The organism is Streptomyces sp. NPDC093600 (assembly GCF_044764755.1).
GTDB lineage: Bacteria > Actinomycetota > Actinomycetes > Streptomycetales > Streptomycetaceae > Streptomyces.
On record NZ_JBIWIU010000001.1, the window covers coordinates 727,353 to 747,320 of the forward strand.

Sequence of the window (19,968 nt, forward strand, 5' to 3'; positions counted from 1 at the left end):
CGCTCAGGCGTGCTGGTAGGCCACCAGCGAGATGCCGACGTAGTGGACGATGAAGGCGGCGAGGGTGAGTGAGTGGAAGACCTCGTGGAAGCCGAACCAGCGCGGGGACGGGTTGGGGCGCTTGATGCCGTAGATGACACCGCCCGCGCTGTAGAGCAGTCCGCCGACGATGACGAGCACGAGCACGGCGACGCCGCCCGCGCGCATGAAGTCCGGCAGGAAGAAGACGGCGGCCCAGCCCATCGCGATGTAGCAGGGCGTGTACAGCCAGCGAGGGGCGCCGACCCAGAAGACCCGGAAGGCGATGCCGGCCGCGGCCGCCACCCAGACCGCCCACATGAGCGGCCGCCCGGTGGAATCGGGGAGGAGCAGCAGCGTCAGCGGGGTATAGGTGCCCGCGATGATCAGGAAGATGTTGGCGTGATCGAGGCGGCGCAGGATGGCCTCGCCGCGCGGGCCCCAGTTCCCGCGGTGGTACAGGGCGCTGGTGCCGAACAGCAGACAGGCGGTGAGGACGTAGACGCCACAGGCGATCCGGGCGCGGGGCGAGTCCGCCAGGGCGACCAGGACGACACCCGCGACGATCACGGCGGGAAACATCCCCGCGTGCAGCCATCCTCTCAGCCGCGGCTTCACGAACTGCTCTATCTCGTTCACCGACGGCATGCCTGAAGTCATGCCGAGAATGCTACCGACGCCCCCGTAAGCGGCGAGCGGGAGTGGCGATGCTCACGTGGGCGGCCCTCTGGACATATGGGCACTTGCGTCGGATGATCAAATGAGTGCGGTCGGCACCGGATGAGCGCGAGCGTCTCCACACGAGAAGCATCCGGGTCGCAGCCCCCAAGGGGCCAACATCTAAAAACCCCTCATCAAGGAGCAATCGTGGCGCGCGACAACGCGGCTCCCACCACCGTCCCCACCCAGCACCAGGAACTCGTCTCCTGGGTGAACGAGATCGCGGCGATCACGCAGCCGGACGACATCGTCTGGTGCGACGGATCCGAAGCCGAGTACGAGCGCCTGTGCGAGGAGCTCGTCGCCAAGGGCACGTTCAAGAAGCTGGACGCGATCAAGCGCCCGAACTCGTACTACGCCGCCTCCGACCCCTCCGACGTCGCGCGCGTCGAGGACCGGACCTTCATCTGCTCGGAGAAGGAGGAGGACGCGGGCCCGACGAACCACTGGAAGGCCCCGGCGGAGATGAAGGACATCTTCGCGGGTGAGAAGGGCATCTTCCGCGGCTCCATGAAGGGCCGCACGATGTACGTCGTGCCCTTCTGCATGGGCCCGGTCGGCTCGCCGCTCTCCGCCATCGGCGTCGAGATCACCGACTCCGCGTACGTCGCCGTCTCCATGCGCACCATGACCCGCATGGGCCAGGCCGTCCTCGACGAGCTCGGCACCGACGGCTTCTTCGTCAAGGCCGTCCACACCCTCGGCGCCCCCCTGGAGGAGGGCCAGGAGGATGTGCCGTGGCCCTGCAACACCACCAAGTACATCTCGCACTTCCCCGAGACCCGTGAGATCTGGTCGTACGGCTCCGGCTACGGCGGCAACGCCCTGCTCGGCAAGAAGTGCTACGCCCTGCGCATCGCGTCCGTCATGGCGCGCGACGAGGGCTGGCTCGCCGAGCACATGCTGATCCTCAAGCTCACCCCGCCGCAGGGCGAGTCGAAGTACGTCGCGGCCGCGTTCCCGTCCGCCTGCGGCAAGACCAACCTCGCCATGCTGGAGCCCACGATCTCCGGCTGGACGGTCGAGACCATCGGCGACGACATCGCCTGGATGCGGTTCGGCGAGGACGGCCGGCTGTACGCGATCAACCCCGAGGCCGGCTTCTTCGGCGTCGCGCCCGGCACCGGCGAGCACACCAACGCCAACGCCATGAAGACCCTCTGGGGCAACGCCGTCTTCACCAACGTCGCGCTGACCGACGACAACGACGTGTGGTGGGAGGGCATGACGGAGACGGCCCCGGCGCACCTCACGGACTGGAAGGGCAACGACTGGACGCCCGCGTCCGAGACTCCGGCGGCCCACCCGAACGCCCGCTTCACCGTCCCCGCCTCGCAGTGCCCGATCATCGCGCCCGAGTGGGAGGACCCGAAGGGCGTGCCGATCTCGGCGATCCTCTTCGGCGGCCGCCGGGCGAGCGCCGTTCCGCTGGTGACCGAGTCCTTCGACTGGCAGCACGGCGTCTTCCTCGGTGCCAACGTGGCCAGCGAGAAGACCGCCGCCGCCGAGGGCAAGGTCGGCGAGCTGCGCCGCGACCCCTTCGCGATGCTGCCGTTCTGCGGTTACAACATGGGCGACTACATGGCCCACTGGATCAAGGTGGGCGCCGACGCCGACCAGGCCAAGCTGCCGAAGATCTACTACGTCAACTGGTTCCGCAAGAACGACGCGGGCAAGTTCGTGTGGCCGGGCTTCGGCGAGAACAGCCGCGTCCTGAAGTGGATCGTGGAGCGCCTGGAGGGCAAGGCCGAGGGCGTCGAGACCCCGATCGGCATCCTGCCGACCGTCGAGTCCCTCGACACCGACGGCCTGGAGCTGCCGGCCGAGGACCTGGAGTTCCTGCTCAAGGTCGACCGCGACGTCTGGCGCGAGGAGGCCGCGCTGGTCCCCGAGCACCTGAACACCTTCGGCGACCACACGCCGAAGGAGCTGTGGGACGAGTACCGCGCGCTGGTCGAGCGCCTGGGCTGAACCCGCACCACCGACTCGTGACGGGTTGCCCACGACAACCGCCCTGACCAGTGGGGTCACGACGGCCCGTCACGACGCATGCCGGCCCCCGAAGCTCCTCACGGCTTCGGGGGCCGGCCTTCTGGCGTGAGTGGCGCCCGGGCCGCGCGCCTCCCCGGCACGCGGCCCGGGGCCGTCAGGGGGCGCTGACCAGTTCGGGGGAGGCCAGCGCGGCGGTGTGCGCGTCCATGCGCTCGGCGGCGAGGATCGCGGCGGCCGTGTCCGCCCGGGACGCGGCGACGACCAGGGCCCGGCCCGCGAGGGTGTGGGCGCGACGGTGGAGGGACTGGGCGGACGAGCCGCTCAGCCCCGCGTGACGGGCCGGGGGCGCGCCACGCAGCCTTGCCACCTGCTGGGCGATGCGTTCGCCGGCCGCCGCGTCGCCCAGTTCGTCCGTGACGGCGAGCAGGGCGGAGAGGTGCCCGGCGAGCTGGATGTCCAGCTCTTCCTCGCGGGAGCGGTGCGGGTAGGCGTTCTGGTCGTCGTCGGCCATCCGGTGGACCGACTTGGTGCGGATCGGTTCGTACATGGGGACGGCCTCCTGCAGTAGCTCTGCGGCCATCCTAGCTTAGATTCCGTCTAAAGTTGAGCGCCGTCCGGGGCGGCGGGTCAGTGCTGGCCGTAGCCGTCGAGGAAGGTGCCGATGCGGGTCACCGCGTCCGCCAGATCCTTGGCGTTGGGGAGCGTGACGATCCGGAAGTGGTCCGGTTCGTGCCAGTTGAAGCCCGTCCCGTGCACCACCATGATCTTCTCGGCCCGCAGCAGGTCCAGGACCATCTGCCGGTCGTCCTTGATCTTGTAGACGCTCGGGTCCAGACGCGGGAAGAGGTACAGCGCCCCCTTCGGCTTCACACAGGTCACGCCCGGGATCTGGGTGAGCAGCTCGTACGCCGTGTCGCGCTGTTCGAGCAGCCGCCCGCCCGGCAGGACCAGGTCCTCGATCGACTGCCGGCCCTGGAGGGCGGCGGCCACCGCGTGCTGCGCCGGCATGTTCGCGCACAGCCGCATGTTCGCCAGGATCGTCAGACCCTCGATGTACGAGGTGGCGTGCGCCTTGGGGCCGCAGACCGCGAGCCAGCCGGAGCGGAAGCCCGCCACCCGGTAGTTCTTGCTCATGCCGTTGAACGTCAGGACCAGCAGGTCCGGCGCGATGGCGGCCGTCGGGGTGTGCGTGGTGCCGTCGTAGAGGATCTTGTCGTAGATCTCGTCCGAGCAGACGACCAGGTTGTGGCGGCGGGCGATCTCGGTGAGGGACCGCAGCATCTCGTCGTCGTAGACGGCACCCGTGGGGTTGTTCGGGTTGATGATCACGATCGCCTTGGTGCGGTCGGTGATCTTCCGCTCGATGTCGGCGAGGTCCGGCATCCAGTCCGCCTGCTCGTCGCAGCGGTAGTGCACGGCCGTGCCGCCGGCCAGGGAGACCGACGCCGTCCACAGCGGATAGTCCGGGGCGGGGACCAGCACCTCGTCGCCGTCGTCGAGGAGGGCCTGCATCGACATCTGGATCAGCTCGGAGACGCCGTTGCCGAGATAGATGTCCTCGACGGAGAGCGGGATGCCCTTCGTCTCGTAGTGGCTCATCACCGCGCGGCGGGCGGACAGCAGCCCCTTCGCGTCGCCGTAGCCGTGCGCGTCGGCGAGATTGCGCAGCACGTCCTCGAGGATCGCCGGCGGGCACTCGAAACCGAAGGCGGCGGGGTTGCCGGTGTTCAGCTTGAGGATGCGATGACCGGCAGCCTCCAGCCGCATCGCCTCTTCGAGCACCGGGCCCCGGATTTCGTAACAGACGTTGGCGAGCTTCGTGGACTGGATCACCTGCATGACGCGAGCTTACGGCGGGGGCGGACACCGCGCCTCGTGTTTTGGGACACGTCGGGCCTTTGGGGCCGCCCTGCCCCAGGGGTCACGGGCCGGAGGAGCGTCGCACGTCAGGATAGGTTGGCCCGTCATGTGGGTGTTGAGTGCGAGTGCCTCCGGATGCCGGTGGCTGGGTGCGGTGGGATCGCTCGCCGTCGCCGCGGGCGGGTACGCGGCCGGGACCCTTCCGGTGCGCGAGCCGTGGGGGATCTGGGCGCCCCGGGGCTCCGGAACCGCCGTCGCCGCCGCCGTCCTCGCGTACCTCGGCCTCACCCTGCTGGTGGCCGCCTGGTGGCGGTACGGGAGGCTGCTCGCGGACGGGGTACGGGACCGGGTCCTCGTGACGCTCGCCTGGTGGACCGCGCCGCTCGTGCTCGCGCCCCCGCTCTACAGCGCCGACGTCTACAGCTACATCGCGCAGGGTGCGATGGTCCTCGAAGGCCACGACGTCTACGGCGCGGGCCCCTCCGTCCTGGGCCCCGGCGACCTCGGCGCCGACGCCGCCGACAGCGTCGGCGGGCACTGGACCGACACCCCCGCCCCCTACGGGCCGGTCTTCCTCGCCCTCGCCCAGGGGGTGGTGCAGCTGACGGGCGGCGAGATCGTGCCCGCCGTGCTGGGGATGCGGCTGATCGCGCTGGCCGCGCTCGCGCTGATCGTCTGGGCCGTACGGGGTCTCGGCGGTGGCCCGGGCGCGCTCTGGCTGGGTGCGCTGAACCCGCTGCTGCTCATCCACGTCGTCGGCGGGATGCACAACGACGGCCTCATGATCGGTCTGATGCTGAGCGGCGTGGTGCTCGCGGTCCGCGGGCGGTGGGTGCTCGGCAGCGTTCTGGTGGGGCTCGCGATGATGGTCAAGTCGCCGGCGGCGGTGGCGCTGCTCTTCATCGGCGTGATGGTGGCGCGCGGGCACGGCGTACGGGGCGTGGTGAAGGGGCTGGTGCTGCCCGGGGCGGTGGCGGGGGCGGTCGCCGCCGGGGCGACGCTCGTCGCCGGGACGGGGTTCGGCTGGCTGCGTACGCAGAGCGTCGCCGGGACCATTCACACGGCGCTGTCGGTGACGAGCGACATCGGGCTCGGGCTCGGGCTGCTCGTCGCGGACGATCCGGAGCCGGTCAAGGGTGTGGTGCGGACGCTGGGGCTGGTCGCCGCGCTCGCCGTCATCGCCGCACTCGCCTGGCGCGCCTACCGGGGACGCGTCGACCCGGTGCTGGGGCTCGGGCTGTCGCTGATCGCCCTGGTGGTGCTGTCGCCGATGGTGCAGCCGTGGTACCTGCTGTGGGGGACGGTGGTGGTCGCGGCGGTGGCGTGGCGGAGCCGGGCGGGGCAGCTGCTGGTCGTCCTGTCGGCGGCGCTGGTGTACGAGACGGCGCCGTCGGGGCGTACGCCGTGGTACGGCTTCGTGGCAGCGGGGGTGGTTCTTGTGCTCGGGCTGTGGTGGGCACGGCGGGAGCCGTGGGCCCAGGACTCCCGGCCGGTGCACGGCCCCGTGGTGGACAGGACCGTGGGACGGCCGCGCCCGTAAGGACGCCGTCCCGTGGCCCACCACGGGGCGCGTGGGGTGGGCTCAGGGCGTCGGGGTCCTGCGGATCGCGCGGCCCGCCAGGGCGTCCGTCCGCTTCCCGTCCTCGATCACGAAGCGGCCGTCGATCAGCACGTGCGGGATCCCCGCCGGCAAGGTCCTCGGCGCGTCGAACGTCGAACCCGCCGCGACCGTCGCCGGGTCGAAGAGGACCAGATCGGCGCGGTGCCCCTCGCGGACCAGGCCCCGGTCCGGCAGGCGCAGCCGGGCGGCCGGGCGGGAGGTCAGATGGGCCACGCACTCCTCCAGGGAGAGGACGCCGAGCTCGCGCACGTACCGGCCGAGGTAGTGCGGGAACGTGCCGTACGCCCGTGGATGCGGCTTGAAGCCCTGGAGGATGCCGTCCGAGCCGCCGGTGTGGACCCGGTGGCGCATGATCGTCCGGACGTTCTCCTCGTGGCCCACGTGCTGCAGGATCGTCGAGCCCAGCCGGTCGTCGATCAGCAGCCGACGGGCGGTCACCCACGGGGCCTCGCCCCGCTCCCGCGCCGATGCGGCGATCGTCTTTCCGACGTGGGAGGCGAGTCCCGGGTCGCTCACGCCCGAGACCTCGATCGTGTCCCACTCGATCGGCACGCCGTGGCAGCCGTCCGAGCCGACGACCTCCAGGTCGTGACGGACCCGTTCCGCCGTCGCGTCGTCACGGAGCCGGGCGAGGACCGCCTCCGGGCCGCCCTCGCCCACCCAGCTCGGGAGCATCGCGACCAGGGTCGTGCAGCCCGGCGTGTACGGGTACGTGTCCAGGGAGATGTCGGCGCCCTCGTCAAGGGCCCGGTCGAGCAGGGCCAGGAGGTCGGGTGCCTTGCCCTTGTTCACGCCGAAGTTCATCGTCGCGTGGGCCAGATGGAGGGCGCAGCCCGCCTCCCGGGTGAGGGTGACCATCTCCTCGTACGCCTGGAGCGCACCGGCGCCGTACGAGCGGTGGTGCGGGCAGTAGTAGCCGCCGTACCGCGCCACGACCTTGCACAGCTCGGTGAGTTCGGCGTCGGCCGCGTACATCCCGGGGGTGTACGTCAGGCCCGACGACATGCCGACCGCGCCCTGTTCCATGCCCTCCGCCACCAGGCGCCGCATGCGGTCGAGCTCTTCGGGCGTCGCCTCGCGGTCCTCCCAGCCGACCGCGTGCATCCGGACCGTCCCCTGCGGGACGAGGTAGGCCGCGTTGACGGCGATGCCCTGTCCGCCGTGGGCGCGGTCGAGGCGGTCCAGGTACTCGCCCACCGTGCGCCAGTCGAAGTCGATGCCGGATCCGTCGCCGTTCCAGCCGGTGATCGCCCGCCGGACCTCCGCGAGCGTGCGGTCGTCGACGGGCGCGTACGACAGGCCGTCCTGACCGAGGACTTCGAGGGTCACGCCCTGGGCGGCCTTCGCGCTGTGGTCGGGGTCGCGCAGCAGCGCGAGGTCGCTGTGGGCGTGCATGTCGATGAAGCCGGGCGACAGGGCGAGGCCGTCGGCGTCCAGGACGCGGCGGGCGGTGGGGCGCTGGCAGCCGGCCGCCGCGCCCTCCTTCACTATCGCGGCGATCCTGCCGCCGTCGAGGGCGACGTCGGCGCGGTAGGAGGGGCGACCGCTGCCGTCGACGACCTCCGCGTCACGGATGACGAGATCCATGAGGGCTCCCCTAGAAGAAGGTACGGATGTAGTCGACGACCGTGCCGTCCGCCTCGACCAGCGGGATCAGCTGCCACTTGTCGAAGGAGGTGCACGGGTGGGACAGGCCCATCCCGAGCCAGTCCCCGACCTCGATCGCGGCCTCCGGCTCCGTCCGCAGCCAGCCGTGCTGGTCGGAGAGGCCGGTGACGGTGATGCCGTGCGCCGGACGCTGGGAGCCGTCGCGGGCGGAGCGGACGACCTGGGCCTCGGGCAGGTTCAGGTCGTAGGCGGCGTCCCGCTTGCCCGCGTTGGTGAACGCCTGCTCGGCGGTGGGGCGGGAGACGACCTGCGCCCACAGCCGGAAGGCGGGCTGGAGGGCGCCCTCCTCCGGGACGCGGTTGAAGGGGGTGAGATGGCGGTAGTGGCCGTCGTCGTGCGAGACGTACGCGCCGGAGCGCAGCAACTTCAGGACGGGCAGGGAGAGTTCGGGGATCTCGGCGAAGACGTCGGCGACGGCGTCGAACCAGGCGCTGCCGCCCGCGCTGATCACGATCTCCTCGGTGTCGGGGGAGAAGCGGCCGGCCTTGTCGAACTCGACGGCGAGGGACACGAGCCGGTTCAGCCACTCCCGTACCCGCTCGGTCGTGGCCTGGGGGACCTCGCCCTCGTAGCCGGCGACGCCCACGAGGCGCAGGGTGCGGGTGGCGGCGACCGCGTCGGCGACTGCGGTGCAGTCGGCCGTGGTCCGGGCGCCGGTACGGGCTCCCTCGCCGGCGCCGAGCTCGACGACCACGTCGACCGGGCGGCGGGCGCCCGCCTCGGTGAGGGCGGCGTCCATGAGTTCGACGCCGCGGACGGAGTCGACGTAGCAGACGAGGCGGAAGCCGGGGTCGGCGTCGAGTTCGGCCGCCAGCCAGCGCAGGGCGGCCGCGTCGACGAGCTCGTTGGCCAGGAAGATCCGGGCGATGCCGTGGGCGCGGTAGACGCGGGCCTGGTGGGGGACGGCGGCGGTGATGCCCCAGGCGCCGTGCTCGAGCTGGCGGGCGAAGAGCTGCGGGGCCATGGAGGTCTTGCCGTGCGGGGCGAACGCGAGTCCGTGGCGCTCGGCGTAGGTCTCCAGGAGGCGGAGGTTGTGCTCGACGGACTCGGCGGAGAGGGCGAGGACGGGGGTGGTGAAGCCGCCGGTGAACAGGTTGCGGCGCTGGCCGGCCAGCTCGCCGACGGTGAGGCCCTCGGCGTCCGGGGGGAGGGCCTTGAAACGGTGGTCGACGCGTTCGTCCGCCAGGGGCTCGATGGGCATGGGCCTCTCCTTCTTCCACAGCACGCTGTCTCCGCCCCTTTGTACACGTTGCAGCATGCGCAATGACCATTGCGTATATCGCTTGCTGCTGTCTAACATCCGGGCCAACGCCGGGTCAATGGACCCGCTCGATCGTCGAGGAGCCTCCGAGTGACCGGAACCCCGCCCGTGGACGCGCCGGACGCGCCCGTGGACGCCGTCTGTCTCGGGGAGTCCATGGTCACCTTCCTGCCCTCCCGGCCCGGCCGCCTCGCCGATGTGCCGTCCTTCGCCCGCACCATCGGCGGGGCCGAGTCCAACGTGGCCTGCGCGCTGGCCGCGGCCGGACACCGGGCGAAGTGGGTCAGCCGGGTGGGGCGCGACGGCTTCGGCGACCACCTGGTCGAGGCGATCGCGTCGTACGGGGTCGATGTGTCGGCCGTCGGGCGCGACGCGCTGCGGCCGACCGGGATCTACTTCCGTACCGCCACGGACCGGTCGGCGGACGAGCACGAGGTCGCGTACTACCGGGCCGGTTCCGCGGCGTCGGCGATGTCGCCCACGACGGTGCCTTACGCGGACGTGACCGACGGCCGGATCCTGCACCTGTCCGGGATCACGGCGGCGCTCTCCGACGACTGCCTGGCGCTGACGCGCACCCTGACCGCGCGACGGGCCGGCCGGCCGCTGGTGTCGTTCGACGTGAACTTCCGGTCGGGGCTGTGGCCTCACGGCGGCGACGTCCTGCGGGAACTGGCGCGAGGCGCGGACATGGTGTTCGTCGGCGAGGACGAGGCGGAGCAGGCGTGGGCGCTCCACGGGCCCGAGGCGATCCGGGAGGCCCTGCCCGAGCCGCGCGTGCTGGTGGTGAAGCGGGGCGGACAGGGCGCGGTCGCCTTCGAGCGCCGCGAGGAGCCCACACGTACTCCGGAGCTTCGGCCTCAGGCGCCCGCCGGGTCCGCACCGCGTCCTCAGGCGCCGGACCGGCTGGAGGCGCCCGCCGGATCCGCCCCCGCCGCCGACACCGTCACCTTCGTCCCCGCACCGACCGTCGACGTCGTCGCGCCCGTCGGGGCCGGGGACGCGTTCGCCGCCGGCTTCCTGTCCGGGACGCTGCGCGGGCTCGGCGTACGGGAGCGGATCCGGCACGGGCACCTGATGGCCGCCGCCGTCCTCACCGTGCCCGGGGATCTCGCCGCGCCGCCCGCGCGGGCCCACGCCGACCGGCTGGTCGCTCTCGACGACACCGCCTGGGAGAGACTTCACCTCGGCCCCGGCTGGACAAGGGATCACGGGGACGACCAGGAAGAGGGACGTACGCCATGAGCCAGACCGTCGACCGCGCGCTGAGCATCCTGCCGCTGCTCGCCCAGGGCCCCGCCGACCTCGGGCAGGTCGCCGACCGGCTCGGCGTGCACAAGTCCACCGCCCTGCGGCTGCTGCGCACCCTGCACGAGCACGGCCTCGTCTACCGCCAGCAGGACCAGCGCTACCGCCTCGGCGCCCGGCTGTTCGCCCTCGCGCAGGAGGCCGTCGAGAACCTCGACATCCGCGAGATCGCCCACCCCCATCTCATCGCCCTCAACGAGCAGATCGGGCACACCGTCCACCTCGCGGTGTACGAGGAGGGCGAGGTCCTCTACATCGACAAGGTCGAGAGCCGCTATCCGGTCCGGATGTACTCCCGTATCGGCAAGCCCGTCGCGATCACCGTCGCCGCCGTCGCCAAGCTGCTGCTCGCCGACCTTCCCGAGCCCGAGCGGCGCTCCGTCGCCGCCAAGCTCGACTACCCCCAGTACACGCCCCGTTCGACCCCGAACGCCGCCGCCTTCCTCCAGGAGCTGGCGACCGTGCGCGAACAGGGCTGGGCCACCGACCTCGGTGGCCACGAGGAGTCCATCAACTGCGTCGGCGCCCCCATCCGCGGCGCCGACGGCCGCGTCGCCGCGGCCATGTCGGTCTCGGCCCCCAACGTGGTCGTGACCGCGGAGGAACTCCTCACGCTCCTCCCGCTGGTGCGCCGCACCGCCGACGCCATCAGCCGCGACTATTCAGGCAAGGACCGCACATGACCGAGAAGATCGCGCTCACCCCCGCCACCCACACCGCCCCGCCCGCGAAGTTCTCGCACGGCGTCAAGAAGGGCAACATCCTCCAGGTCGCCGGCCAGGTCGGCTTCCTGCCCGCCGTCGACGGCCAGGCTCCTACGCCCGCCGGTCCGACCCTGCGCGAGCAGACCCTCCAGACCTTCGCCAACGTCAAGGCGATCCTGGAGGAGGGCGGCGCCAGCTGGGACGACGTGATGATGATGCGCGTCTACCTCACCGACGTCGACCACTTCGCCGAGATGAACGAGATCTACAACGCGTACTTCGAGGAGCAGGGCCTCAAGGCGCCCGCCTCCGCGCGCACGACGGTCTACGTCGGCCTCCCCAAGGGCCTCCTCATCGAGATCGACGCGCTCGCCGTCCTCGGCTGACCGAGCCGATCGCTCTGAGCCCGAGCCGACCCCTCTGAACCCGAGCTGATTCCGCTGGAACCACCGCTTCACGGCACGGCGTTCGCCCCCGGAACGCCGTGCCGCGCTCCCCCCTACCCAAAAACGAGGTACTCCCCATGCAGCCCCACACCGGTGGTCTCCTGCTCCTGATACCCGGCACCGCCGGCCTGCTGACCGTCGCGGCGCTCGGCATCGCCCTGCTGCTCGTACTGATCATCAAGATCCGGCTGCAGCCCTTCGTCGCGCTGCTCGCCGTCTCCCTCGGCGTCGGCCTCGCCGCGGGCCTCTCCGTCACCGAACTCTTCGGCACGGTGCAGAAGTCGGCGGCCACGTCCGTCATCGAGAACGGCATGGGCGGCATCCTCGGCCACGTCGCCATCATCATCGGCCTGGGCACCATGCTCGGCGCGATACTCGAGGTCTCCGGCGGCGCCGAGGTGCTCAGCAGCCGCCTCCTGGGCCTCTTCGGGGAGAAGCGCGCACCGCTCGCGATGGGCCTGACCGGCCTCATCTTCGGCATCCCCGTCTTCTTCGACGTCGGCATCTTCGTCCTCGCGCCGATCGTGTACGCCGCCGCCAAGCGGTCGGGCAAGTCGGTCCTGCTCTACTGCATGCCGCTGCTCGCCGGACTCTCGATGACCCACGCGTTCCTGCCGCCCCACCCGGGTCCCGTCGCCGCCGCCGGTCTGCTGCACGTCTCGCTCGGCTGGGTCATCCTCATGGGCGTCGTCGTCGGCCTCCCCGCCGTCCTCGCCGCCTGGGCCTACGCCTCCTGGATCGGCAAGCGGATCTTCGTCGAGGTCCCGCACGACATGCTGGAGGCCGCCGAGGAGGCCAGGGCGAAGGTGGCGGCGGAACGCGCGGGCGGCGCCTCCGAGGCGCCGGTCTCGCTCTCCACGGTCCTCTTCATCATCGGCACGCCGCTCGTCCTGATCCTCGCCGCGACCTTCTCCTCCATCGCGCTCGACCCGTCGACCCTCCGGTCCGTAATCGAATTCTTCGGCAACCCGTTCGTCGCGCTGACGATCGCGCTGGTCCTGGCGTACTACCTGCTCGGCGTCCGGCGCGGATGGTCGCGCAAGTCCCTGGAGCAGGTGTCGACCTCCTCGCTGAAGCCGGTCGGCAACATCCTGCTGGTCGTCGGTGCCGGCGGGGTCTTCGGCGCCGTCCTCAAGGCCAGTGGGGTCGCCCAGGCGCTCTCCGACACCTTCAACGACGTCGGCCTGCCCGTCATCGTCCTCGCCTATCTGATCTCGCTCGTCCTGCGGGTCGCCCAGGGCTCGGCGACGGTCGCGATCGTCACCACGGCCGGCATCGTGCTGCCGCTGGTCGAGGGCGGCGACTTCTCCCAGGCCTTCCTCGCCCTGGTCATCATGGCGATCTCGGCCGGCTCGATCTTCGCCTCGCACGTCAACGACGGCGGGTTCTGGATCGTGGCGAAGTACTTCGGGATCTCGGAGCGCGACACCCTGAAGTCCTGGACGGTCCTGGAGTCGGTGCTCTCCCTGGCCGGTTTCGCGGTGGCGGCGGCACTCAGCCTCGTGGTCTAGGCGCGCCGGCCCCGCAGGGCTCAGCCGCCGCAGCCCCCGCAGCCGCCGCCACCGCCGCAGCCGCTGGACGAGGGCCGTTCGTTGGCCTTCCGGATCGCGCGGCGCAGGGCCTTGTCCCGTATGCCGTTCGTGCCGAACAGCGCCACGCCGATCCCCTCCGGGTCGGCGTGGGGGTGTTCGTGCCCGCAGGCCGGGGCGTTCGCCCAGGAGGAGCCGTCGAGCCGGCGGTGCGCCTCCCGCAGCCGCCGCAGCGCCGCCGCGCCCGCCGGGGTCAGCCGCCCCTCCGGGGTGAACCTGCCGAAGGGCGCCCACGGGAGGCCCACGAGCAGAAGAGCGAGGACGCACAGCGAGACCGGGTTCAGCCAGGCCGCGCCGCCCTCCCCGTCGGAGGCGGCCACCCCGACGAAGGCCGAGACGACACAGACCACGGCGTGCAGGTACCAGGAGCGTCGCCAGGCGCGCAGCGGGCCGAGCGGGTGGAGCAGTCCGTCCCTCACGAGCGCCTCGTCCAGGGCCGTCAGGGGGTTCGACTCGGCCAGCTTCTCGTGCAGCCGGTGCGTGTCCACCGCGCCCCGGGCCACCCGTTCCGCCACGAGCCGCTCCCACGGCCCGGAGCCGTACGCCTCGGTCGTGCCCGCGCGGGCCTTCTTCCCGTCGAGGACGAGGCGACCGGCCTGGTGCATACCGAAGAGCACCGTGTCCGCCACCCGCTTCGGGCCCCCGGCGAGCAGTGCCACCGGCAGCGGATCGGCCGGGTCGGGAGCGCCTGCGGGCTCCACGGACGCCTCGCACTCGGCCCTCTCGCGCCACAGACCGCGCAGCGACGCACCGCTCGCCAGGAGCGGGGCGAGGGCCGTCAGGCCGTTGTCGTACACAGCACGCTCTTTCCCCCGTCGACCTCGTACGTCCAGTAGACGTTCCGGTCGTATCCGTTGCGCGAACAGTATCCGCGCGGATAGGACTTCTGCGCTGTGTAGTAGCCGGTGATCCGGAGGATCGAGTTGTAGCCCTTGGGGACCTTCTCCGCGTCGCAGTTCCACAGGTTCATGGGCCGGGAGGACGTGATGGTGGTGCCGTCGCGTTTGGCGACGAAGCACTGTCCCTTGCGGAACCGCCGCTCCACGCAGAGCGTGGTGGAGAAACCGTGGCGCGAGCCGGAGTGGTACCAGTAGCTGCGGCCGTTGCCCGTGGGGCAGTCGGCGAAGTCGATGCCCGCGGTCGCCGCGGTGACCCGGAGGTACGCGTTCGCGGCCGAGCAGCGCACGGCCCGCGGGACCTTCGTCGACCAGGAGCCGTAGCCGTCGTCGTACGCGGAGAGGCAGTCGCCCGGGTCGACGGCGCGGAAGGCGCGGTCCACCGCGTCGGGGGTCGGGGCCGGGGTCGGGGTCGGCGGTGGCGTGTACCTGTAGGTGTACGTGGAGCGGGGCGACACCACCGAACCGCCGCTGCGGGAGCTCGTGTCGTCGGCGTTCGCCTGGTAGAGCAGGAACCCGATGACGGCGAGCACGACGATCCCGAACCAGCCGCCGCCGCTCTTCCCGCCGGTCGCCGGTGCCGATGCCGGTGGCGGCACCGACGGCGGCGGTGCGGCGCGCGCCGGTGCGGTGCGCGCCGGTGGGGTGCGCTCCGGTGTGCGGGAGGCGCGGGCCCGCCGGCGCTCCTCCTGAGCCGCGGACTTGGCCGCCCGCGCGGCCCGTGCCTCCGCGGCGCGGCGCGCCCGCTCCTCCGGGAGCACCTTCGTCGGCCCGGGGGCCGGGACCGCGCGCGTCCGCTGGTCCACCGTCGGCGCCTCGCCGCCGTCCGGGCCCGTCTCCAGGAATCGGCGCCCTTGCTTCTCGTACGCGCCGATGAGCTTCTTCCAGCGCGGCGGCAGCCACCGGTCGCCGCTCGGGGAGCGGGGCAGCCCGGCGAGGGAGGAGGTGAACTGTTCAAGCACCTCGGCCGGCTCGGGCCGGGCGTGCGGCTCCGCGGCAAGACAGGGCCGGATGAGCGGGGTCAGCTCCTTGGGCAGGCCGCCCAGGTCGAGATCGCCGCGCTGCACGCGGGCGAGCAGCCGGAGCGTGTCGCCGTCCTCCGGATAGGGCGGCCGGCCCACCGCGAGATGGAAGAGGGTCGCGCCCAGCGAGTAGACGTCGGCGGCGGCCGTCGACTCCTCGCCGCGCGCCTGCTCCGGAGAGGTGAAGGCGATGGTGCCGAGGGTGAGCTGGGTGCGGGTGAGGTCGGTGGCGTGCGAGATGCCGAAGTCGATGAGGCGGGGGCCGGACAGGGGCAGCAGGATGTTCTGCGGCTTCACATCGCGGTGGACGATCCCCATCCGGTGCAGGGTGACCAGTGCTTCGGCCGTTCCGGCGGCGATCCACCGTACGGCGGACGCCTGCAGCACGCCCTGCGAGCGCACGAGTTCGGCGAGGGAGGGCGCGGCGATGTACTCGATCGCCATCCAGGGGCGGTCGGCGCCGGCGTCCGCGTCGAGGACCTGGGCGGTGTAGGCGCTGCTGACCCGCTGGGCGAGCGCGACCTCCCGCGCGAAGCGGCGGCGGTCGGTCTCCCCGACGACGCCCTCGGCGAGCAGCGTCTTGACGGCGACGAGCCGCCCGCCGCGGGTGCGGCCGAGATAGACCCGTCCCATGCCGCCCGTACCGAGCCGCCCGAGCAGCCGGTACCTCCCGAGCCGCTGTGGATCGTCCCCGCGCAACTCCTCCACGCGCGCGCCCGCCATGCCGTACCTCCCCCGTGGTACCGGTCCCCGTCCACAGTGGCACGAGACGGACGGCTCGGCCATGGGGTCTCCCTGTCCCGGAGGGGTCCGGGACAGGGAGTTCACGGAATCGATATCAACGGGGCGGTGTCACGGCCTCAACTCGCGCAGTACTGCGACGCCTTGCCGATCGAGCGGTACATGCAGTCGGCGTTCTCCAGGAGCTGCAGGACGGCGTCCCGGTTGCGGCTCGTCTCGCGCTCGATCACCTCGTCGGGCGGGTAGAAGCCGCCGCCCGCGGACGAGGCCGGATACATCTCGAAGGTGTATCCGAAGATCTTCTGCGAGCCCCACAGATAGTCGTCGATCGACCCGTCCGTGATGTAGAGGTCGCTGGACTGCTCGGGGGTGTAGCCGTTGCTCGCGGCCATCTTCCGCCCGACGGCGGCGAAGGCGTCCCGGTCGTCCTGGGTCATGCCCGGCGCCGTGTCGGCGTTGGTCCAGCCGAAGGGCCACAGCACCAGTTCGCTGTACGTGTGGAAGTCGATGCCGGCCTTGATCTGCTGCTTGCCGCCGACCACGCGCGATCGGACGAAGTTGGCGACGACCTTCACCTCGGGGGCGGACTCGGGGGCGGTGCCTCGGTAGGTCGCGGAGCTCGGGGAGCCGGACGAGCCGCCGCAGCAGCCCCACTTGTAGTCCCAGTTGCGGTTCATGTCCGTACCGACGTAGCTGGAGCCGGCGTTGGGCTGCCGGTTCTTGCGCCAGCTGCGGTAGGAGCCGGAGGCGATGTCGTACTCGCCGCCGTCCGGGTTGAGGTCCGGCACGATCCAGATCTCGCGGCTGTCGACGACCTTGGTGACCCGGGAGTCCTTGCCGTAGCCGGCGCCGAGCTCGCGCAGCAGATAGAGCGCCATCTCCACCGTCAGGTGCTCGCGCGCGTGCTGGTGGTGGGTGAAGAGGACCTCGGGCTCGGCCTCGTCCGTGCCGACGTTGTCGCTGATCTTGATGGCGACGATGTCCCGGCCCTGGTACGTCTTTCCGATGACCCGCTTGTTCATGATGGCCGGGTACTGGGCGAGGCGCTGGTCGATCTCCGCGTTCATCTCGGCGAAGTTGTGGTACTTCGAGTCGGCGGAGGGGAAGTCGAGGGGCTTGATCCCCAGCCCCTCGATCGTCCGGGTGGGCGGGGCGGGCAGGGCGGTGACCTTGTGGCCGAGGGCCTTGAGCCGCCGCAGCTGTTCGGCGTTGGCGCTGACCACGACCGAGCGGCCGTCGACCTCGTCCACCGAGACCCCGGTGGCGGCGAGGGCGGTGCGGGCGGCGGGGGTGGACGGGACGGTGATCTCGTACTGCCGGATCACCTCTTCGGCGGGGGTGGCGGCGGCCGGCGCGGGGTCGGGCCCGGCGGGGGTCGCGCTTGCGGAGAGGGGCGCCGCCACGGCGAGCGCCAGCAGGGCCGCGAGGGTGGCGGACCTTCTTCCGCGAATGCGTAGTCGCATGCTGTCTCCTGGGTGGGGAGTGTGGGGGTGTGCGACAGAAACCGGTGCGGGTGTCCAGGCCACATCGTGAAGCCCTGGCATGCACCGGTCAAGGTATGCGGTTCGGCCATACTGGCCCGTCCCGCTCGGGCGGCTGAACCGAGCGGTGGGCCGGGCCCCCGGAGCTCCCGGTCATGCGACGTGGGCGGCGATGGTCCGCGCGCACTCCAGGGACTCCGTGCGGGTGGTGTCGACCTCCAGGTCGTAGACCACGCCCTCGTGGACCGCCTCCGCCTGCTTGGCGGCCATTCCCACGGGCCGGTCGCCCCGGGCGACCTCACGGCCCGCGGCGACCGCGCCCTCGCACCTGACGCCGACCCAGAGCACGTCCAGTCCGTCCAGAGCTTTCCGCCACCGCTCCTGGGACGTCGCTCCGCCCAGGAAGACGTCGTCGACGATGACCCGGGCGCCCGCGCGGGCCATCGCGGCGACCCCCGCCATCCACGCCGCTTCCAGCTCCCGGAACGCCGCTCCGACCTGCACGCCCCCGTCCGCGGCGAAGTCGATTCCCGCGTTCGAGGCCTGGAGGGAAGCGGGCATCGCCTCGACCAGCGAGTCGACGGCGGCGGCGAGCCACGGGTCCGGCAAGGCCGCCTGCAGGCAGCGGAGGATCCCCGACTTGCCCGAGCTGGAGCCGCCGTTCAACACGATCACCTGAGTCGTCACCACGTCACCGTAGACGCAGCCGTCACGGCGACGAAGCGATTTCCAACCCTTCTGCCGCGCGCGTGGCGCCGCCCGGGGAACGGCGGCGCCACGGCGTGAGCCGACCGAGGGTTACGGCAGGTTGTGTACGTGCGGGCCGACCGCGTTCGACCAGGCGTTGCCCGCCGTCGCGTCCCAGTTGGTCGACCAGGTCATCGCGCCGCGCAGGTCCGGCCAGGTCCGCGACGGCTTGAACGAACCGCAGCCGGTGCCCCGGGTCAGGCAGTCCAGCGCGTTCTTCACGATCGACGGGTCGACATAGCCGCTCCCCGCGCCCCGCGTGGAGGCGGGCACGCCCAGGCCGACCTGGGAGGCGTCGAGGCCGCCCTGAAGCTGGATGCAGGCGAGCGCGGTGAGGAAGTCGACCGAGCCCTGGCTGTACACCTTGCCGTCGCACCCCAGCATGGAACCGCTGTTGTAGTACTGCATGTTGACGACCGTGAGGATGTCCTTCACGGCGAGCGCCGTCTTGAAGTACTCGGTCCCGGTGTTCTGCATGTCGATCGTCTGGGGGGCCATGGTCAGGACCATGGAAGGACCCGCCTTGGCGGACAGCTGGCGCAGCGCCTTCGTCAGGTACGTCGAGTTGATGCCGTGCTCCAGGTCGATGTCGACGCCGTTGAAGCCGTACTCCCGCATCAGGGCGTACGCGCTGTCGGCGAAGGCGGTCGCGGAGGCGTCACTGTTGATGGTGACGTTCCCCTTCTCACCGCCGACGGAGATGACGACCGACTTGCCGGCGGCCTTCTTCGCGGCGATGTCGGCCTTGAAGTCGGCGACGGAGGCGTAGCCGACGGCCGGGTCGAGGTTGAAGACGATCTGGCCCGGCGTGGCGGTCGAGTCCGCGAAGGAGACGGCGATGATGTCGTACTGCGCCTGCACGTCCCGCAGCTTCTGGACGGTCGCCCCGTTGTCGAAGTTCTGCCAGTAGCCGGTCAGCGCGTGCCTGGGTACGGCCGGTCCGGGGCCCGGGTCGGTGACCTTGCCGGTCCGCGCGGAGACGGTGGCGGACTTGGCGGACTCGCCCGCGGCGTTCGTCGCGGTCACCTGGAACTGGTACGTGGTGTCGGCGGCGAGCCCGGTCACGGTGGCCGACGTGCCGCTGACCGAGAGGACCTTGGTGCCGCCGCGGTAGACGTTGTAGCCGGTCGCGCCCGTGGCGGCGTTCCAGGTCAGGGCGACGGAGGAGGAGGTGACGGTGCCCGCGGCGAGGCCCGCAGGGGCCGCCGGGACCACCGGGTCGGGGTCGGTGCCGCCGCCCCCGTCGGGGCCGAAGACGCTCACGTCGTCGACGTGGTAGGCGGCCTGTCCGTACCAGCCGTGGGTGTAGACGGTGACGGAGGTGGTGTTCGCGCCGGTGGTGAAGGTGGTGGTCAGCTGCTTCCAGGAGGAGCTGTCCGGGGTCCAGGTGGAGACGTCGGTGGTGCCGGTGCCGCTGGCGCCGAGGTAGGCGTACCCGCCCTGCACCCAGGCGCTCAGCTTGTACGTCGAGTTGGGCTTGACGGTGACGACCTGGGTGCATTTGGCGTGGTCCTGGCCACCGGGGGCGGCCTTGAGGGCGCCGGCGCCGGTCCGTACCGGCGAGGAGACGGCGGTGCCGCTGCCGGCGGAACAGGTCCAGTTGGCGGTGCCGGACTCGAAGCCCGCGTTCTTGGCGACGTTGACGTCCGCGGCCTGGGCCGTGCCGGCGCCGCCGACGAGGACGAGCCCGGAGCCGACGGCCAGCGCGAGGACGCTGCCGAGCCATCTGCGGGAGCGTGTGGTGGTGCGGTCCACTTGCTGCCTCCGGTGGGGGAGTCGGGGGGTCTGGAGGAGTTCGGAACGGTGGCCACCGCTGAGGGAACAAGTTGGTCCAGACCAATTGAGTTGTCAAGACCCATGCGGAGAAGGCGAGTTGGCGCCTGGGTCCCCGGGC

General features: G+C 71.6%; 16 protein-coding genes. 6 read left to right on the plus strand and 10 right to left on the minus strand.

Annotation, left to right across the window (positions count from 1 at the left end; genetic code table 11):
- Nucleotides 1-3: 3 nt before the first annotated feature.
- Nucleotides 4-678: a hemolysin III family protein gene (locus tag ACIRB4_RS03620; protein WP_403288189.1), complete on the minus strand. Its 675-nt coding sequence runs from the start codon at nt 676-678 to the stop codon at nt 4-6.
- Between the two features lie 207 nt (nt 679-885).
- Here ACIRB4_RS03620 and ACIRB4_RS03625 point away from each other — a divergent pair, with 207 nt between their 5' ends.
- On the plus strand, nt 886-2,709 hold the full coding sequence (locus tag ACIRB4_RS03625; protein WP_403288190.1) for a phosphoenolpyruvate carboxykinase (GTP): 1,824 nt from the start codon (nt 886-888) through the stop codon (nt 2,707-2,709).
- Nucleotides 2,710-2,884: 175 nt separating this feature from the next.
- On the opposite strand, the gene ACIRB4_RS03630 is transcribed toward ACIRB4_RS03625, so the two are convergent.
- Both ACIRB4_RS03630 and ACIRB4_RS03635 read right to left on the minus strand, forming a co-directional pair.
- Nucleotides 2,885-3,277: a hypothetical protein gene (locus tag ACIRB4_RS03630; protein WP_403288665.1), complete on the minus strand. Its 393-nt coding sequence runs from the start codon at nt 3,275-3,277 to the stop codon at nt 2,885-2,887.
- Between the two features lie 80 nt (nt 3,278-3,357).
- The gene (locus ACIRB4_RS03635) at nt 3,358-4,569 is read right to left on the minus strand and encodes a pyridoxal phosphate-dependent aminotransferase (RefSeq protein WP_403288191.1); all 1,212 of its coding nucleotides are present in this window, start codon (nt 4,567-4,569) and stop codon (nt 3,358-3,360) included.
- A 127-nt stretch (nt 4,570-4,696) separates the two neighbouring features.
- Here ACIRB4_RS03635 and mptB point away from each other — a divergent pair, with 127 nt between their 5' ends.
- Complete coding sequence (gene mptB, locus ACIRB4_RS03640) at nt 4,697-6,130, plus strand: polyprenol phosphomannose-dependent alpha 1,6 mannosyltransferase MptB (protein WP_403288192.1); 1,434 nt, start codon at nt 4,697-4,699, stop codon at nt 6,128-6,130.
- Nucleotides 6,131-6,172: 42 nt separating this feature from the next.
- Here the strand turns inward: mptB and ACIRB4_RS03645 are convergent, their stop codons facing one another.
- Together ACIRB4_RS03645 and ACIRB4_RS03650 are read right to left on the minus strand one after the other, a co-directional pair.
- Nucleotides 6,173-7,798: an amidohydrolase family protein gene (locus ACIRB4_RS03645; RefSeq protein WP_403288193.1), complete on the minus strand. Its 1,626-nt coding sequence runs from the start codon at nt 7,796-7,798 to the stop codon at nt 6,173-6,175.
- A 10-nt stretch (nt 7,799-7,808) separates the two neighbouring features.
- Nucleotides 7,809-9,080 carry an alanine racemase gene (locus ACIRB4_RS03650; protein ID WP_403288194.1) on the minus strand — a complete coding sequence of 424 codons (1,272 nt, stop codon included), beginning with the start codon at nt 9,078-9,080 and terminating at the stop codon, nt 7,809-7,811.
- Between the two features lie 216 nt (nt 9,081-9,296).
- On the opposite strand from ACIRB4_RS03650, the gene ACIRB4_RS03655 reads away from it, so the two are divergent.
- From ACIRB4_RS03655 to ACIRB4_RS03670, 4 genes are all read left to right on the plus strand, one after another.
- Nucleotides 9,297-10,385, plus strand: a complete 1,089-nt coding sequence (locus tag ACIRB4_RS03655; RefSeq protein ID WP_403288666.1) for a sugar kinase — start codon at nt 9,297-9,299, stop codon at nt 10,383-10,385.
- Nucleotides 10,382-11,131, plus strand: coding sequence for an IclR family transcriptional regulator (locus ACIRB4_RS03660; protein WP_403288195.1), 750 nt, complete (start codon nt 10,382-10,384; stop codon nt 11,129-11,131). The genes ACIRB4_RS03655 and ACIRB4_RS03660 overlap by 4 nt, the downstream gene beginning before the upstream one ends.
- Nucleotides 11,128-11,538: a RidA family protein gene (locus ACIRB4_RS03665; RefSeq protein WP_356885643.1), complete on the plus strand. Its 411-nt coding sequence runs from the start codon at nt 11,128-11,130 to the stop codon at nt 11,536-11,538. Before ACIRB4_RS03660 ends, ACIRB4_RS03665 begins: the two co-directional genes overlap by 4 nt.
- Before the next feature lie 137 nt (nt 11,539-11,675).
- Nucleotides 11,676-13,109 carry a GntP family permease gene (locus ACIRB4_RS03670; protein WP_403288196.1) on the plus strand — a complete coding sequence of 478 codons (1,434 nt, stop codon included), beginning with the start codon at nt 11,676-11,678 and terminating at the stop codon, nt 13,107-13,109.
- Nucleotides 13,110-13,129: 20 nt separating this feature from the next.
- Here the strand turns inward: ACIRB4_RS03670 and ACIRB4_RS03675 are convergent, their stop codons facing one another.
- The 5 genes from ACIRB4_RS03675 to ACIRB4_RS03695 form a co-directional block, all read right to left on the minus strand.
- Nucleotides 13,130-13,984 carry a TIGR04222 domain-containing membrane protein gene (locus tag ACIRB4_RS03675; protein ID WP_403288197.1) on the minus strand — a complete coding sequence of 285 codons (855 nt, stop codon included), beginning with the start codon at nt 13,982-13,984 and terminating at the stop codon, nt 13,130-13,132.
- On the minus strand, nt 13,966-15,828 hold the full coding sequence (locus tag ACIRB4_RS03680; RefSeq protein WP_403288198.1) for a serine/threonine-protein kinase: 1,863 nt from the start codon (nt 15,826-15,828) through the stop codon (nt 13,966-13,968). The genes ACIRB4_RS03675 and ACIRB4_RS03680 overlap by 19 nt, the downstream gene beginning before the upstream one ends.
- Nucleotides 15,829-15,965: 137 nt before the next feature.
- The gene (locus ACIRB4_RS03685) at nt 15,966-17,309 is read right to left on the minus strand and encodes a M14 family metallopeptidase (RefSeq protein ID WP_403288199.1); all 1,344 of its coding nucleotides are present in this window, start codon (nt 17,307-17,309) and stop codon (nt 15,966-15,968) included.
- A 171-nt stretch (nt 17,310-17,480) separates the two neighbouring features.
- Nucleotides 17,481-18,014, minus strand: a complete 534-nt coding sequence (cpt, locus tag ACIRB4_RS03690; protein WP_403288200.1) for a chloramphenicol phosphotransferase CPT — start codon at nt 18,012-18,014, stop codon at nt 17,481-17,483.
- A 111-nt stretch (nt 18,015-18,125) separates the two neighbouring features.
- Complete coding sequence (locus ACIRB4_RS03695) at nt 18,126-19,829, minus strand: chitinase (RefSeq protein WP_403288203.1); 1,704 nt, start codon at nt 19,827-19,829, stop codon at nt 18,126-18,128.
- Nucleotides 19,830-19,968: the final 139 nt, after the last annotated feature.

What these genes read in the sequence shown, in the direction of transcription:
- ACIRB4_RS03620 (WP_403288189.1), bottom strand. Translation starts at nt 678, where the DNA reads ATGACTTCAGGCATGCCGTCGGTGAACGAGATAGAGCAGTTCGTGAAG.
- ACIRB4_RS03630 (WP_403288665.1), bottom strand. Translation starts at nt 3,277, where the DNA reads ATGTACGAACCGATCCGCACCAAGTCGGTCCACCGGATGGCCGACGAC.
- ACIRB4_RS03635 (WP_403288191.1), bottom strand. Translation starts at nt 4,569, where the DNA reads ATGCAGGTGATCCAGTCCACGAAGCTCGCCAACGTCTGTTACGAAATC.
- mptB (WP_403288192.1), top strand. Translation starts at nt 4,697, where the DNA reads ATGTGGGTGTTGAGTGCGAGTGCCTCCGGATGCCGGTGGCTGGGTGCG.
- ACIRB4_RS03645 (WP_403288193.1), bottom strand. Translation starts at nt 7,798, where the DNA reads ATGGATCTCGTCATCCGTGACGCGGAGGTCGTCGACGGCAGCGGTCGC.
- ACIRB4_RS03650 (WP_403288194.1), bottom strand. Translation starts at nt 9,080, where the DNA reads ATGCCCATCGAGCCCCTGGCGGACGAACGCGTCGACCACCGTTTCAAG.
- ACIRB4_RS03655 (WP_403288666.1), top strand. Translation starts at nt 9,297, where the DNA reads ATGGTCACCTTCCTGCCCTCCCGGCCCGGCCGCCTCGCCGATGTGCCG.
- ACIRB4_RS03660 (WP_403288195.1), top strand. Translation starts at nt 10,382, where the DNA reads ATGAGCCAGACCGTCGACCGCGCGCTGAGCATCCTGCCGCTGCTCGCC.
- ACIRB4_RS03665 (WP_356885643.1), top strand. Translation starts at nt 11,128, where the DNA reads ATGACCGAGAAGATCGCGCTCACCCCCGCCACCCACACCGCCCCGCCC.
- ACIRB4_RS03670 (WP_403288196.1), top strand. Translation starts at nt 11,676, where the DNA reads ATGCAGCCCCACACCGGTGGTCTCCTGCTCCTGATACCCGGCACCGCC.
- ACIRB4_RS03680 (WP_403288198.1), bottom strand. Translation starts at nt 15,828, where the DNA reads ATGGCGGGCGCGCGCGTGGAGGAGTTGCGCGGGGACGATCCACAGCGG.
- ACIRB4_RS03685 (WP_403288199.1), bottom strand. Translation starts at nt 17,309, where the DNA reads ATGCGACTACGCATTCGCGGAAGAAGGTCCGCCACCCTCGCGGCCCTG.